12 protein-coding genes are annotated in these 14,679 nt (G+C 69.6%); 4 read left to right on the top strand and 8 right to left on the bottom strand.

The features are described 5' to 3' along the window. Positions 1-78 precede the first annotated feature (78 nt). From miaA to ACFJIX_RS26615, 6 genes are all read right to left on the bottom strand, one after another. On the bottom strand, positions 79-1,089 hold the full coding sequence (gene miaA / locus ACFJIX_RS26640; protein WP_377155639.1) for a tRNA (adenosine(37)-N6)-dimethylallyltransferase MiaA: 1,011 nt from the start codon (positions 1,087-1,089) through the stop codon (positions 79-81). Beyond that, positions 1,086-2,324 (bottom strand): multidrug effflux MFS transporter, encoded by a 1,239-nt coding sequence (locus tag ACFJIX_RS26635; RefSeq protein ID WP_377155637.1) that lies wholly within the window; start codon positions 2,322-2,324, stop codon positions 1,086-1,088. Before ACFJIX_RS26635 ends, miaA begins: the two co-directional genes overlap by 4 nt. Next, on the bottom strand, positions 2,321-4,066 hold the full coding sequence (locus ACFJIX_RS26630; protein ID WP_377155635.1) for a pseudouridine synthase: 1,746 nt from the start codon (positions 4,064-4,066) through the stop codon (positions 2,321-2,323). The genes ACFJIX_RS26635 and ACFJIX_RS26630 overlap by 4 nt, the downstream gene beginning before the upstream one ends. A 95-nt stretch (positions 4,067-4,161) precedes the next feature. Continuing rightward, a complete protein-coding gene (mutL, locus tag ACFJIX_RS26625) occupies positions 4,162-6,210 on the bottom strand; it encodes a DNA mismatch repair endonuclease MutL (RefSeq protein ID WP_377155633.1) in 2,049 nt (682 codons plus the stop codon). A gap of 64 nt (positions 6,211-6,274) precedes the next feature. Further along, positions 6,275-7,108 carry a CPBP family intramembrane glutamic endopeptidase gene (locus ACFJIX_RS26620; protein ID WP_377155632.1) on the bottom strand — a complete coding sequence of 278 codons (834 nt, stop codon included), beginning with the start codon at positions 7,106-7,108 and terminating at the stop codon, positions 6,275-6,277. Positions 7,109-7,155: 47 nt separating this feature from the next. After that, positions 7,156-7,374 carry a hypothetical protein gene (locus ACFJIX_RS26615; protein ID WP_377155630.1) on the bottom strand — a complete coding sequence of 73 codons (219 nt, stop codon included), beginning with the start codon at positions 7,372-7,374 and terminating at the stop codon, positions 7,156-7,158. 36 nt (positions 7,375-7,410) lie between these two features. Between ACFJIX_RS26615 and ACFJIX_RS26610 the strand changes: the two genes are divergently transcribed. From ACFJIX_RS26610 to ACFJIX_RS26595, 4 genes are all read left to right on the top strand, one after another. Beyond that, entirely contained in the window at positions 7,411-8,061 is a 651-nt protein-coding gene (locus ACFJIX_RS26610; RefSeq protein ID WP_377155629.1) for a DedA family protein, read from the top strand. 246 nt (positions 8,062-8,307) lie between these two features. After that, entirely contained in the window at positions 8,308-11,778 is a 3,471-nt protein-coding gene (locus ACFJIX_RS26605) for a PDZ domain-containing protein (protein ID WP_377155628.1), read from the top strand. A 187-nt stretch (positions 11,779-11,965) separates the two neighbouring features. After that, complete coding sequence (locus tag ACFJIX_RS26600) at positions 11,966-12,373, top strand: type II toxin-antitoxin system RelE/ParE family toxin (RefSeq protein ID WP_377155626.1); 408 nt, start codon at positions 11,966-11,968, stop codon at positions 12,371-12,373. 2 nt (positions 12,374-12,375) lie between these two features. Beyond that, a complete protein-coding gene (locus ACFJIX_RS26595; protein ID WP_377155625.1) occupies positions 12,376-12,771 on the top strand; it encodes a hypothetical protein in 396 nt (131 codons plus the stop codon). A 6-nt stretch (positions 12,772-12,777) separates the two neighbouring features. On the opposite strand, the gene ACFJIX_RS26590 is transcribed toward ACFJIX_RS26595, so the two are convergent. Both ACFJIX_RS26590 and ACFJIX_RS26585 read right to left on the bottom strand, forming a co-directional pair. Beyond that, complete coding sequence (locus ACFJIX_RS26590) at positions 12,778-13,200, bottom strand: hypothetical protein (RefSeq protein WP_377155623.1); 423 nt, start codon at positions 13,198-13,200, stop codon at positions 12,778-12,780. Continuing rightward, on the bottom strand, positions 13,197-14,678 hold the full coding sequence (locus ACFJIX_RS26585; RefSeq protein ID WP_377155621.1) for an N-acetylmuramoyl-L-alanine amidase: 1,482 nt from the start codon (positions 14,676-14,678) through the stop codon (positions 13,197-13,199). Before ACFJIX_RS26585 ends, ACFJIX_RS26590 begins: the two co-directional genes overlap by 4 nt. Between the last annotated feature and the right edge of the window lies 1 nt (position 14,679).

Below are 14,679 nucleotides of genomic sequence, written 5' to 3'. Positions count from 1 at the left end.
GGAACCCTCTTCCAGATCGTCGTGGAGAAGCCGGAGGTCGATCGAGGGATTGTGGCGCCTGTCCTGGCGGGCGCCCGGTCAGATCGTGTCGACGTGTGCGATCAGCCGGTCGAGCGCGTCCGGCGCCTCGGCCGGCACGATGCGGCGCGCCGGCATGCTGCGCAGCCAGGTGATCTGGCGCTTGGCGAGCTGCCGCGTGGCCGCGGTGCCGAGTTCCTGCAGCGCCGCGAGGTCGGGCGCGGCCTCGTTCGCGTCGAGGAGTTCCCACGCCTGGCGGTAGCCGACGCAACGCATCGACGGCAGGCCGAGGTGCAGGTCGCCGCGCGCGCGCAGGCGGCGGACCTCGTCGATGAAGCCCTGTTCCAGCATGAGCGCGAAGCGCTGCCCGAGCCGCGCATGCAGCCAGGCGCGGGCCTCGTCCGAGGGTTCGAGCGAGATCAGCGGCCAGTCGACGCCCTGCGAGCGCTGGCGCTGGTAGAGCGCCGACATCGGCTCGCCGCTGAGCAGGCAGACCTCCAGCGCGCGCTGGATGCGCTGCGCGTCCAGCGGTGCCAGTCGCGCGGCGGTCTCGGGATCGAGCGTCGCCAGCCGGGCGTGCATCGCGGGCCAGCCGTCGCGCGCGGCCTCGGCGTCGAGTTGCGCCCGCAGCGCGGGGTCGGCCTGCGGCAGCTCCGACAGGCCGTCGAAGAGCGCCTTGAAGTACAGCATCGTGCCGCCCACGAGCAGCGGACGCGCGCCGCGCGACTGGATCTCCGGCACGAGTCGCATCGCATCGCGGACGAACTGCGCGGCGGAGTAGCTCGCCGTCGGCTCGAGGATGTCGATCAGGTGGTGCGGCACGGACGCGAGCTCGTCCGGCGTCGGCTTGGCCGTGCCGATGTCCATGCCGCGGTACACCAGCGCGGAGTCGACACTGATGATCTCGACCGGCTGGCGGCGCGCGATCGCAAGCGCCGCGGCGGTCTTGCCGCAGCCCGTCGGGCCGGCGATGCAGAGCGGGGTCAGGTCGTGCCTCGCCGGGCGATTGGCGTCGATCGCGGCGTCGATCTCGGCGTCGATCACGGTATCGGGGCGGCGGAGGTCGCTCATGCGGATCGGGGCGAGGGCTGGCCGTGCCGACGGACCAGCGTCCAGGCGCAGGTGGCGGTGCACAGGCCCAGCACCATCATCGTGGCGGCGAGCGGCGTCACGGTGCCGTCGAGGCTGGCGCTGAGCCACGCGCCGACGGCGAAGGCGGCGAGCGCGATCGCGAAGCCCGACAGCGCCGCCGCCGCGCCGGCCTGGCGCGGGAACGGCCCGACCGCGCCGGCCTGACCGCAGGGCTGGAGCACGCCGTGGCCGATCATGATGCCGACGTGCGGGATCATCAGCGCCCACGGCGACAGCGGCAGCACGAAGGCGGCCAGGCCCATGCCCAGCGCGCCCAGCGCGGTGAAGCACGCGCCGCGCGCGACGGTGTCGGCGATGCTCAGCGTGCGCAGCCAGCGGCGGCAGATCAGCGTGCCGGTGACGTAGAGCGCGGCGCCGCCCGCGACGAGCGCGCCGTAGGCGTGGTGGCGCAGGCCCAGGACCTCGATGAACACGAAGCTGGAGCCGGCGAGGAAGGCGTACAGCGTCGCGTAGGCGAGCGCGGTGAGCAGCGCGTAGGCGCGGAAGGTCGGGTTCGAGAGCACGGTCCGCCAGTTGGCGACGAGACCCGAGGGACGCAGCGCGGCGGGGTCGGGACGAGGCAGGCTTTCGGGGACGCGCAGCGCGATCAGCGCCAGCGTCGCGGCGCCGAAGACGGCGGTCGCCAGGATCGCCCAGCGCCAGCCGAGACCGGCCGCGAGCACGCCGCCGATCAGCGGCGAGGCCAGCGCGATGACGCCGAGGCCGGACAGCGCCTTGGCCATCATCCGTGCGCCTTCCTGGGGCTCGAACCAGTCGCGCAGCATCGCCCGCGCGACGACGACCGACGCCGCCAGGCCCAGACCCTGCAGCGCGCGGCAGGCGACGAGGCCCTCGATCGTCGAGGCCAGCGCCGCGCCGATCGCGGCGACGACGTACAGCGACAGCCCGCCCAGCAGCACCGGCCGCCGGCCGAAGCGATCGCCCAGCGGGCCCAGCACCAGTTGGGAGAGTCCGAACGCGAGCATCAGCGCGGACAGCGTCAGCTGCGTCGCACCCATGCCCGCCTGCAGGTCGGCGCGCAGGCCGGGCAGGGCGGGCAGATAGAGGTCGGTCGTGACCGGCTGCAGCCCCAGCAGCATCGCCAGCGCGACGACCTGCAGCGCGGGCGCGGGGCTCGCGCCGCGGTCAGCCGCCGCCGGCGACGGAACGCTCAAAAGCGCTCCCAGGGCGCGAGGTAGCGCCACTGTCCTGGCGGGAGCTGACCCAGCGGGATGCGGCCGATGCGCACGCGCTTCAGGCCCAGCACCTTCAGCCCGACCAGTTCGCACATCCGGCGGATCTGGCGCTTGCGGCCCTCGCGCAGGACGAAGCGCAGCTGGTCCTCGTTGGCCCAGCTCACCTTGGCGGGCTTCAACTGCACGCCGTCCAGTTCCAGACCGTGGATCAGCATCGCGACCGCGCGCGGGTCGAGCGCGTGCTGCGGGGCCTGCTCCGGATCGCCGTTCTCGATGGCGACGCGGACCAGGTACTCCTTCTCGACGTCGGAGTCCTCGCCGATCAGGTGGCGCGCGATGCGACCGTCCTGGGTCAGCACCAGCAGGCCGGTGGAGTCGATGTCCAGGCGTCCCGCCGGCGCGAGGCCGCGGCCGTGGCCCGGCGCCCAGTGGATCTTGGACGGATCCTCGCCCCAATGGGTGTCGGCCTTGACCAGCACCGAGGCGGGCTCGTAGCCGTCCTCGGCCTGGCCGGAGACGTAGCCGATCGGCTTGTTCAGCAGGATGGTCACGCGCTGCGCCTGCTGTTCGCGGGCGGCGGGGTCGACCTCGATCTTCGCGTCGGGGCCGACGCGCTGGCCGAGCGTCGCGAGCTGGCCGTCCACGGTCACCCAGCCGGATTCGATCCATTCATCGGCTTCGCGGCGCGAGGCCAGGCCGAGTTCGCTCATGCGCTTGGACAGGCGCTCACCGGCATCCTGGTCGGCGAGGCGCACCGGCGCGGGCTGGCGCGGCGCGTCCGGCTGACGCGGACGGTCGGTGCGCTCGGCGCGCTCCTCGCGCTCGGCGCGGGCATGGACGTCGGACGGGTGGCCGGGATCGCGGTCGCCGTAAGGCGCGCGACGCGGGCGGTCGTCGCCGTAGCGGGCGCCCGGACCGGCGCCGGGGCCGTTCCCGTAGCGCGAGCCTTCGTTGCCGCGGCCATAGCGGTCGCCGCCCCGGTCGCCACCGCGATCATCGCGCGGGCGGTCCCCGTAGGAGCGGTTGCCTTGAGGGCGGTCCCCGTAAGGCCGGTCGCCCTGGGGACGATCGCCAGAGGGACGATCGCCAGAGGGACGGTCGCCATACGGCCGATCACCCCGGGGACGGTCGCCTTGAGGCCGGTCGCCATAGGCGCGGTCGCGTTGCGGGCGATCACCGTAGGGGCGATCTCCCTGAGGACGGTCGCCATAAGGACGATCCCCTTGCGGACGGTTGCCGTACGAGCGATCCCCCTGCGGCCGGTCGCCATAGGAACGATCCCCCTGAGGGCGGTCCCCATACGGGCGGTCGCCTTGCGGACGATCCCCTTGAGGACGGGCGGGACGATCGCCGTAGCGGTCATCCCGGCGGGGACGGTCACCGTCGAAGCGGGGGCGGTCATCCGAGCGCGGACGGTCGCCGTAGCCTCCGCCTTCGCGCGGTGGCCGGCCGCCGGGACCGCCGCGGCGGTCGTCGCGTCCCTGCGGGCCGCGGGTGTCCTGGCCGCGATCGTCACGTCGCGGGTCACGTCGTTCACGGCCTTCCTCAGCCAGGCGCTTCTGGAACGCCGCCTCGCGTTCGGCGCGGTCGGTCTGGGCTTGTGCCAGCGTCGGGCGCGGCTTGTTGACGCCTTTTCCGCGCAGCGGCGCGCGGCGCGGCCCCTTGTCGTCCGCCGACTTGGCATCGGCCGGTTTGTTCTTGTTGAGTTTGAGCGTGGCCATGTCGGTACTGCTTCGGGGTGAATTGCGGGGATCCGCCGGAAAAAGAGGGGAGCGAGGGAACGGACGACGGGCGGGCGCGTTCGAGTCGCCCGGACTCAGCGCCCGCGCAGGAACAGCGCGTCGAGGTCGCGCAGGGTCAGTTGGCGCCAGGTCGGGCGCCCATGGTTGCATTGATCGGCGCGTTCCGTGCGTTCCATGTCGCGCAGCAGCGCATTCATCTCGTCGATCGTGAGCTGGCGATTGGCCCGCACCGCGCCGTGGCAGGCCATCGTGGCGAGGATCTCATGCTGCGCGCGCTCGATCGCATGGCTGGCGTCGAACTGTGCCAGTTCGGCCAGCACGCCGCGCGCGAGTTCGACGACGTCGCCGCCGGCCAGCAGCGCCGGGCGTTCGCGCACCGCGAGCACCTTCGCCGACAGCGGGGAGATGTCGAGCCCCAGGCGCCGCAGCGTCTCGGACTGCGCCTCGGCGGTGGCGATCTCGGCCGGCGTCGCGGCGAAGGTCACCGGGATCAGCAGCGGCTGCGAGTCGATGCGGGTCTCGCCGAGCGCGGCCTTCAGGCGTTCGTAGACCACGCGCTCATGGGCCGCGTGCATGTCGATGATGATCAGGCCCTGCGCGTTCTCGGCCAGCACGTAGATGCCCTGGATCTGCGCGATCGCGCGACCCAGCGGCCATTCGCCGGCCTGGCTCGACGGCAGCGGGGCGGCGGGTGCGGCGCCCAGCGCCGACAGCGCGGAAGCCGAGGCCGGCGTGGTCGGCAGGCCGCTTCTGGGACCGGAAGCGTAGAGCGCCTCGGCCTGTTCCAGCGCGAGCGCCGTCTGCGCGCGGGTCGGGATCGGGGCACGCCAGCCCTCGGGGCCGGCGAACCGGGCGGAGGGCGCGGTGTAGGGGGCCGGCGGCTCGTAGGCGAATTGGCCGGAAGCGGCGTCGCCCGCAGTCTGTCCGTCCGTGCCCGATGCGATCGAGGTGCCCGGTGCACCGGCCATGCCGCCCTGTTCCCAGGCCGGCGTGCCGGTCCAGCGCTGGCGACCCGGCGAGGCGGCGGGCTCGCCGGTCGTGGCGAGCGGCGCCGCGGTCGGCTGGCTTTCCTCGCTGCTGCGCGAGAGCGCGAGCGCGGCCACCACGGCGCGGCGCACCTGCTGGTGGATCTCGCGGCCGTCGCGGAAGCGGACCTCGATCTTGGTCGGATGGACGTTGACGTCGACCAGCTCGGGCTGGACGTCGATGAACAGCACGTAGCTCGGCTGGCGGTGGCCGTGCAGGACGTCGTCGAAGGCGGAGCGGATCGCGTGGGCGATCAGCTTGTCGCGCACGTAGCGGCCGTTGACGTAGACGTACTGCATGTCGGCGCGGCTGCGGGCGGCCTCGGGCAGGCCGATGCGACCGTGGATGCGCATCGGGCCGACCTCGGCGAACACCTCGCGGCTCTGCGCGATGAAGTCCTCGTTGAGGACTTCCGCGATCCGTTGCGGCAACGGGGAGGCGCGCCACTGGTCGACCAGCTTGCCCTCGTGCCAGACGGCGAAGCCGACGTCGGGCCTGGCCAGCGCGTGGCGGCGCAGCGCTTCGAGGCAATGGGCGAGCTCGGTGCTCTCGCTCTTCAGGAACTTGCGGCGGGCGGGCGTGTTGAAGAACAGCTCGCGGACTTCGACGGAGGTGCCTCTGGCGCGGGCGGCGGGGCTGAGTTCGCCGGTGCGGGCTTCCAGGCGCCAGGCATGGGCGGCGCCGTCGTAGCGCGAGACCAGGGCCAGTTCGGCGATGGACGAAACGGCGGCGAGGGCCTCGCCGCGGAAGCCCATCGTGGCGACGGCTTCGAGGTCGTCCAGCGTGCCGATCTTGCTGGTGGCGTGGCGCTTGATGGCCAGGGGCAGTTCGCCATCGGGGATGCCGTGGCCGTCGTCCTCGACGATGAGGCTGCGGATGCCGCCGGCGATCAGCTTGAGCTGGATCTGGCCGGCGCCGGCGTCCAGCGCGTTGTCCACCAGTTCGCGCACGACGGAGGCCGGGCGTTCGACGACCTCGCCGGCGGCGATCTGGGAGATCAGTTCATCGGGGAGTTCGCGGATCGCGCGCCGGCCCGCGGGGGCGGCGGTGTCGAATGCGGCCGCGGCGTTCGCCGTCGGGGCGAGGGTGTCGTCCATGGGGCCCGATTGTAGAAGGTACGGCGGAATCACCCCTGGGCGAAAGCGCCGTCGAGCCCGGGCGTCACCGGAGAAGCCGCACGGTGTGCCTTCCCGCCAAGTCGTACGGGCTCGTCGCGCGGGTTCGCGACGTATGGAACCAGTAGCCGAGGAGCGCGAGTGTCCAGATGCCAGTGGCGACGTGCGCCCAGTCGTAGCGCATGGCATCGATCGCCCGTTGCGTCAGCCAATAGGAGGCAGGGCCGGTCTGCGCGATGCAGATGTCCACGACGACATGCAAGGCAACGGTGCAGGAAATGGACCTCGTGGCGACGTACAAGGTTCCCAGGGTGAGGCCGCCCACCAGATACCACGCCGAGGTGTGGGGGTCGATGAAGGCATGCTTCCCGTGGCCCAACAGGAACAGGCTGGCCTGGATCGCAACGGCGATGAGCATGGGCACCCCGAGATGGAGCAATCGGCTCATCAGGACGTAGCGATAGATGAACTCTTCGGTCAACGCGATCCAGAGCACGTTGAAGAGAGAAGCGACCAATGCCGATGCGGAGATCAGGTGGAACGTTTCCAGACTCTCAAAGCGATCTACGCCCATGACGAGGACAACCGGCGCGGTGCTCAGTGCAACTGCGGAAAACCAGCGCTGGAAGCGTTCCGGGCTCTCTGACGCGCGTGCGATCCGCATGGGCAGCGCATACCGTTTTCTCGTGAGTCGGTACAGGGCCAACATGCAGAGAACGGCCGATACGGACGGGGCCGCGCGGGCCCAGACGGCGTCGTCGATCCAATTCCGCCATGGCAGGCGGAACAGCGCGCCCATGAGGTGAAGCACGGCAACGTAGACGAGGGCGGTCTCAACCAGCGCGAACAGCGCCTGGAAGGCGGCTTTCAGCATTTTCATGAGGTGTCCTGAGAGGGGGCACCCTTGCGGGCCCCCATTGATCCTGCTTAGAAGGTGCAGGACGCGAACGCCTGGAGGAAGGTCTTCTGGTAGCCGCCGCCGGTCATCCCATCCATCATGCACTCGTACCAGCTCTTCTCGCCGGTGTAGTGATAGTTGTCGCCCATGCCCGTTGCGCCGACCTCGCCGCCGCCGGCCAGGGTCAGGAGGGGATGGTCGAGGCTCAGTTCCTCGAATTCGAGTCGGTCAATCTCGCGTTTCGTCACCGGTTGACCGGGAACCGCCCGCCATAATCCGCGCCCATGGACCTGATGCACTTCCTCGTCGACTTCATCCTGCATGTCGACAAGCACCTCGCCGAGTTCGTCACCGCCTACGGCATGTGGGTGTACGCGCTGCTGTTCCTGATCGTGTTCGTCGAGACCGGCCTCGTGGTGATGCCCTTCCTGCCGGGCGACTCGCTGCTGTTCGTCGTCGGCGCGCTGTGCGGGACCGGGATGATGAGCCTGCCGCTGGCGATCGCCGTGCTGCTCGTCGCCGCGATCCTGGGCGATCAGTGCAACTACACGATCGGGCGCTATTTCGGGCCGAAGGTCTTCCAGTGGGAGCAGTCGCGCTTCTTCAACAAGCGCGCCTTCGACGCCGCGCACGAGTTCTACGAGAAGCACGGCGGCGTCACCATCATCCTCGCCCGCTTCATGCCCTTCATCCGCACCTTCGCGCCCTTCGTGGCCGGCGTCGCGGCGATGACCCGCAGCCGCTTCACCGCCTACAACGTCGCCGGCGGCGTCATCTGGGTCGTCGGTCTGACGATGGCGGGCTACCTCTTCGGCAACATCCCGTTCGTGCAGACCCATCTCAGCAAGATCATCTGGGCCATGATCCTGATCCCGGGCCTGATCGCTTTGTACGGTGGATGGCGCGCCTCACGCGCGAAGACCACCACCGCCTGATCGACGCAGACAGCGAGCCGCCAAGACGTCGTACGCCACGAGCGGTTGGGGACGGTGGGGCTTGGGGTTCAGGCGCTTGACGCCTGTGGCCCCATGCCCCAGCGGCCAACGCCCCGGTCGCGGCAGGCAGGCGGCACCTAAAGGGAAAACACCGACCCGCAGAGCGCGCAAACCCCGGGGGTGAGCTTCGTCACGGTGAAATCGCAGGGCTATCCTCGCCCGCTGTTTTCACCGCCGATCACGCTCATGCAACCCAGCATCCTCAGCAAGGCCATCACCCTGGCCCTGAGTCTGACCGCCGTCATCGCGGCAGCCCCGACACAGGCTCAGCAGGCCCAGCCTGCCGTCATCGCATCCGCCGCCGCGACGGCCACGACGACCGCACCGACGCAAGCCGTGACCCTGCTGCTGCGCGAGCCCGCCGTGTCCGCGCGCCATCTGGCCTTCGTCTACGGCGGCGACCTGTGGATCGCCAACCGCGACGGCAGCCAGCCGCGCCGGCTCGCCGGCCACGCGGCCGCCGAGTTCGCGCCGCGCTTCTCGCCGGACGGCCAGTGGATCGCGTTCTCCGCGGGTTACGACGGCAACACCGATGTCTACGTCATCGCCGCCAGCGGCGGCCAGCCCCGTCGCCTGACCTGGCACCCGGCCGCCGACGTGGTGACCGGCTGGAGCCCCGACGGCAAGCGTGTGCTGTTCGCCTCCAACCGCGAGGTGCTGAACAACCGCAGCCGACAGCTCTTCGAAGTGCCGGTCGACGGCGGCTTCGAGCAGAAGGTGATGGAGGCCGTGGCCTTCGAAGGCACGTGGTCGCCCGACGGCACGCGCCTGGCCTACCGTCCCTACGCGGCCGCGTACGTCGGCCCGAGCGGCTGGCGCCAGAGCCGCGGCGGCACGACGCCGCCGATCTGGATCCTCGATCCCAAGGGCAAGACCTGGGAGCAGATCCCCCACGTCAACGCGACCGACAGCAACCCGATCTGGATGGGCGACGAGGTCGTCTTCATCTCCGACCGCAACGACGGCGCGGCCAACCTGTTCGCGTTCAACACCAGGACCAAGGCGCTGCGCCAGCTGACGAAGGAAACCGTCTGGGACGTGCGCAGCGCCGACGGCCGTGACGGCCGCATCGTCTACGAGGCCGGCGGCCAGCTGAAGGAAGTCGGCATCGACGGCGGCACCGCGCGTTTCCTCAGCATCGCGCTGAACGAACCGAGCAACGAGGCGCGCGTGCAGTGGAAGGACGCCGCCAAGACGATGACCGGCGCGTCGCTGTCGGCGACCGGCAAGCGCGTCGTGGTGAGCGCGCGCGGCGAGATCTTCTCCGTGCCGGTGAAGGACGGCGTCGTGCGCAACCTGACGCAGACTTCCGGCGTGCGCGAGAAGGACGGCCTGTGGAGCCCCGACGGCCAGCAGGTCGCCTACGTCTCCGACGAGCCCGGCATGCGCCACCAGGTCGTGATCCGCGACCAGCTCGGCGACCAGGCCGCCAACAAGCCCACGCGCAAGCTGCTGCTGCCGGAGACCGGCTACTACACGCTGCTCGCGTGGTCGCCTGACGGCGCGCGGCTGGTGCTGCAGGACAACCACCTCAACCTGTACCAGCTGCCGTTGACCGGCGCGCAGTCGGGCAAGCTGGCGAAGATCGACAGCAGCGAGCGTCGCGCCGGCTTCGACGTCGGCTTCTCGCCCGACGGTCGTTACCTGGCCTACACGGTGGTGGGCAAGAACTTCTTCAGCCAGGTCCGCATCGCCGACTTCCAGACCGGTCAGCAGCACACGGTCACCGACGGCCTGAGCCACGCCAACCTGCCGGCGTTCTCGGCCAAGGGCGACGTGCTGTTCTTCGCCGCGTCGATCAACTCGGGCCCGGCTCAGGTGGGCCTGGACATGTCCACGCAGGAGCGCTCGCTGCGCATGGGCCTGTACGCGGCGGTGCTGCGCGCGGACGGCAAGTCGCCGCTCGAGCCCAAGGCCGGTGACGAGGACGGCAAGGACAAGAAGGCGGACGAGGACAAGAAGGACGACAAGTCGGACAAGTCCGAGAAGGGCGAGAAGGCCGACAAGGACGCCAAGGCCGACAAGGAATCGAAGGACGACGGGAAGTCCGGCAAGAAGGACGACGGCAAGGACGTGAAGCCCAAGGTCAAGCCGGTGCGCATCGACTTCGCCGGCCTGAAGGATCGCATCGTCGGCCTGCCGGTGTCGACCGCGCGCTACGACGACCTGGCCGTCGCGGACGACGGCGCGCTGTTCTACATCGAGCGCAAGCAGCCGGGCGTGTCCATCGACGCCGAGGCCGGCAACGCCGGCAAGGGCGATCTGTACCGCTTCGACTTCGAGGAGAAGAAGGCCAAGCTGGTCAAGCCGCAGATCGAGGGCTACAGCCTGAGCCCGGACGGCAAGAAGATCCTGTTGAGCCCGGGCGGCGGCCGCCTGGAGATCGCCGATGCCAAGGAGAAGATCGACGCCAAGAGCATCGACCTGTCGGGCCTGAAGACCCGCGTGGATCCGCGCGCCGAATGGCGTCAGATCTTCGACGAGACCTGGTGGATGGAGAAGGAGTTCTTCTACGACCCCAACCTGCACGGCCTCGACTGGAAGGGCGTGTACCAGCGTTATTCGCCGCTGGTGGCGGGACTGCAGCGCCGCGAGGACCTCAACGACCTGCTCGTCGAGATGATCGGCGAGCTGCAGGTCGGCCACAACCGCACGGGTGGCGGCGACGTGCACCAGGAGGCGCGTGTCGCGGTGGGCCTGCTGGGCGCGGACTTCAGCGTCGAGAACGGCCGTTACCGCATCAAGACGATCTTCAAGGGCGACCGCTGGGATCCCTACCTGAAGGCGCCGCTGGCGGCACCGGGCCTGGGCGTCAAGGAAGGCGACTACCTGCTGGCGGTCAACGGCCAGCCGGTGGACGGCGCGCACAACCTGTACCAGCAGCTGGAGAACACGGTCGGCAAGCAGGTGCAGCTGACGGTGTCGGCCAACGCGAACGGGCAGGGCGCGCGCCGCGTGACCGTGGAGCCGATCGCGACCGAGGGCCGGCTGCGCCAGTGGGCCTGGATCGACCACAACCGCGAGGAAGTGGATCGCCTGAGCGGCGGCAAGATCGCCTACGTCTACATGCCGGACACGGCGGGTCCGGGCTTCCAGCACTTCAACCGGATGTTCTTCGCGCAGGTGGACAAGCCGGGGCTGATCGTCGATGACCGCCGCAACGGCGGCGGCCAGGCGGCGAACTACGTGACGGAGCTGCTGAACCGCGCCTACCTGGGCAGTTGGAAGGACCGCGACGGCCTGATCTACGACACGCCCGCGGGCGCGATCTACGGTCCCAAGGCGATGCTGATCGACCAGGACGCGGGCTCCGGCGGCGACTTCATGCCCTATGCGTTCAAGCGCACGGGCCTGGGCCCGTTGATCGGCAAGCGGACCTGGGGCGGCCTGATCGGCATCTCGGCGAACCCGAGCCTGATCGACGGCGGCTTCCTCGTGGTGCCGTTCTTCCGCTTCTTCACGCCGGAAGGCGAGTGGCGCATCGAGAACGAAGGCGTCGCGCCGGACATCGATGTCGATCTGGACCCGGTGGCGGTGAACGCGGGACGTGATGTGCAGCTCGAAGCGGGCGTCGCGAGCGTCCTCGAACGCCTCAAGACCTGGAAGCCGATCCAGCGCACGACGGCGCCGGCGATGCCGACGCAGGTCGGCAAGTAAGGCATCTCGCCATCACGAAACGGAACGGGGCTGCGGCCCCGTTTTTCATTGGTGCCGATTGCTTTCTGAATCCTGACCTGTTTCCCACTGAAGAGGGAGCCGGGTCGGCGTCGGGGGAGAAGATCGCCCAAGTGCCGATTGCATGCCTACCATCACCTTGACGTGATATCACGCAAAGGTTATGGTTTTGTCCTCATACGATTGTTCTCCCGGCGCATGGGAAGTCTTCTTTCATGATGAATTCGTCGCCGAATATGAAGCCCTGGAATTGGATGTCCAAGACGCTTTGGTCGGTGCGGCGGGTGCGATCGAATTGTCTGGACCGATGACAGGTAGGCCGCACGTGGACACGCTTCATGGTTCGAAGTTTTCCAACATGAAGGAGCTGCGATTTACGGCAAATGCCGGCAAGGAAGTGTGGCGCGCTGCATTCGCGTTTGATCCTGATCGACAGGCGTGCGTGCTGGTGGCAGGGGCGAAGCAAGGTAGGAGCCAGGCGATGTTCTACGAGCAGTTGATCCGCATTGCCGATCGGCGATTTGCCGATCATCTGGCTCGCAAAGGCCATCGGGGCAGGACGTTCGAGAGGAAATGAAGATGAGCCGATCACTCAAGAGCATCGTCGCGGAGCTTCCGCCGGAGCGGCGCGCAAAGGTTGAGGCCAAGAGTCGTGAGATGGCCGACGACATGATCCGTTACGCGGAGACGCTCGCACAGGCACGCCGCGCTTTGGAAAAGACTCAGACCGAATTGGCCGATGTCCTGCAGATCAAACAGAACGCGGTCGCTCAACTGGAAAAGCGCAGCGACATGCTGCTTTCGACATTGCGGAAGTACGTGTCCGCGATGGGGGCAGAGTTGCAGCTCACCATTCGTACTGCTGCTGGCGTGGTCATCGTGCTCGACGGATTTGGCACACTGTTGCCCGAGGGCGGCGTGCCAGCCAGGCAGCGAGCACGAGCGTCGAGTCGCGCGGCCAAGAGCAAGGGCTGATCGCGCCTAGGAACCGACTGTCGCGACCGCAACTGCAAGCGTCAGCATCGCCAGCGCGACCCGGACGAGCACTGCAATCCCGACTGCCGCCCACGCAGACCTGAACGCTCCGCCCGCTACCTTGTGGGCGCGGTGAGATCCGCGCAGCATCAGCCAGGCGGGCAAGCTCAGGACGGCCCAGACCGGGAGATGGGCCAGCAGCTGCGAGAGGGCATCCGGTGGAACCTGCGTCAGGCACCACCACCAGACGGCGGACGCCGCCACGAAGAAGCCGAGCACCAGCTGGCGTGCGCGAGCCGGTGCCGTTCGCAGGTTGAGGAACGCCAGCACGCCCGCCGCGGGCGGCCCGCCGATGAACCCCGCCAGCAGGATCGAGCCGAACCCGAACAGCGGCCGGGGCGCCGCAGGCTGATCCTCGAGCACCGTCACAGCGCGCGGTGTCTCGCCGCCAGCGGCGGATTCTTCGCGAAGTAGCGCGCGATGCCCGTCGCCAGCGCCTTGACCAGGTCGTCCTGGTAGTCCGGATCGCGCAATCTCGCCTCTTCCTCGGGGTTGGAGATGAAGGCGGTCTCCACCAGGATCGACGGCACGTCCGGCGCCTTCAGCACCGCGAAGCCGGCCTGCTCGACGCTGCCCTTGTGCAGCTTGGCCAGCTTGCCGATCTGACCCAGCACCTCGCCGCCCAGCTTCAGGCTGTCCTTGATCTGCGCCGAGGTGCTCATGTCCAGCATCGCGCGCAGCACGCCCGCGTCCTTCACCGCCTTGGTGTTGACGCCGCCGATCACGTCGGCCGCGTTCTCCTTGTCGGCCATCCAGCGCGCGTTCGTCGAGCTCGCGCCGCTGGTCGACAGCGCGAAGACCGAGGCGCCGCGTGCCTTCGGCGTGATGAAGGCGTCCGCGTGGATCGACACGAACAGGTCGGCCTGCACCCGCCGCGCCTTGCGCACGCGCTCGCCCAGCGGGACGAAGAAGTCGGCGTCGCGCGTCATCATCACGCGGATGCGCGGGTTCGCGTTCAGGCGGTCGCGCAGCTTCTTGCCGATCGCCAGCACCACGTCCTTCTCTCTCAGGCCCGTCGGGCCGATGGCGCCCGGATCCTCGCCCCCGTGGCCCGGATCGATCGCGATCACGATCAGCCGGTCCAGCTTGGTCTGGCTCATCTCCGGCGCCACTTCCTTCAGCGGCGGCGCGGGCGGGGGCGGGGTGTCGATCTTCGCGATCGCCGTCGCGCTCGCCGGGCGCTGCGGCGGCGTCGCGGCGCTCGCGGCCTGCTCGGCCGACGAGGCCGCCGACAGCGGCCGGTCGATGCGGCCGATCAGCTCGCCCAGCGCGTCGTTCACCGACTGCGCCGCGGCGGACTCGGCCGCTTCCTTGCCGCGCACCAGGTCCAGCAGCGGATCGCGCTCGCGCGTCGGATACAGGTCCAGCACCAGCCGGTTCTGGTAGGCCGCCACCGGCTCGATCGTGAACACCTGCGGCGCCACCGTCTGCTTCAGGTCCAGCACGATGCGCACCACGCGCGGCTGGTTCTGTCCCACGCGCACGCCCGCGATGAACGGGTCGTCCGGCTTGACCTTGCCCAGCAGCTCCTTCAGGCCCGCGTTCAGCTCCAGCCCGTCGATGTCGATCACGAGCCGGTCCGGATTCGCCGCCATGAAGCTCTTCGCGGCCAGTTGCCGATCGGATTCGATCGTCACGCGGGTGTAGTCGCTCGCCGGCCAGACCCGCACCGCGACGATGTTGGTGGCGCTCGCGGCCAGCGCCGGCACGGCGGGCAGCACGGAGAAGCTCAGCACCGTCGCGCCCATGCGGCCCAGGGCCTTGCGGCGGCTCCGCGAGGGCAGGTCGGCGCGCGTCGGCGTCGTATCTGCGGTGGAGGAGGGCAGGCCGGTCATGTCTCCGTTCATG

The organism is Roseateles sp. UC29_93 (genome assembly GCF_042695725.1).
GTDB lineage: Bacteria > Pseudomonadota > Gammaproteobacteria > Burkholderiales > Burkholderiaceae_C > Roseateles > Roseateles noduli_A.
The sequence above is the reverse complement of the archived record's forward strand: the minus strand, read 5'-3'. Positions and strand labels throughout refer to the sequence as shown.

What these genes read in the sequence shown, in the direction of transcription:
- ACFJIX_RS26585 (WP_377155621.1), bottom strand. Translation starts at nt 14,678, where the DNA reads ATGAACGGAGACATGACCGGCCTGCCCTCCTCCACCGCAGATACGACG.
- ACFJIX_RS26605 (WP_377155628.1), top strand. Translation starts at nt 8,308, where the DNA reads ATGCAACCCAGCATCCTCAGCAAGGCCATCACCCTGGCCCTGAGTCTG.
- ACFJIX_RS26610 (WP_377155629.1), top strand. Translation starts at nt 7,411, where the DNA reads ATGGACCTGATGCACTTCCTCGTCGACTTCATCCTGCATGTCGACAAG.
- miaA (WP_377155639.1), bottom strand. Translation starts at nt 1,089, where the DNA reads ATGAGCGACCTCCGCCGCCCCGATACCGTGATCGACGCCGAGATCGAC.
- ACFJIX_RS26595 (WP_377155625.1), top strand. Translation starts at nt 12,376, where the DNA reads ATGAGCCGATCACTCAAGAGCATCGTCGCGGAGCTTCCGCCGGAGCGG.
- mutL (WP_377155633.1), bottom strand. Translation starts at nt 6,210, where the DNA reads ATGGACGACACCCTCGCCCCGACGGCGAACGCCGCGGCCGCATTCGAC.
- ACFJIX_RS26630 (WP_377155635.1), bottom strand. Translation starts at nt 4,066, where the DNA reads ATGGCCACGCTCAAACTCAACAAGAACAAACCGGCCGATGCCAAGTCG.
- ACFJIX_RS26620 (WP_377155632.1), bottom strand. Translation starts at nt 7,108, where the DNA reads ATGAAAATGCTGAAAGCCGCCTTCCAGGCGCTGTTCGCGCTGGTTGAG.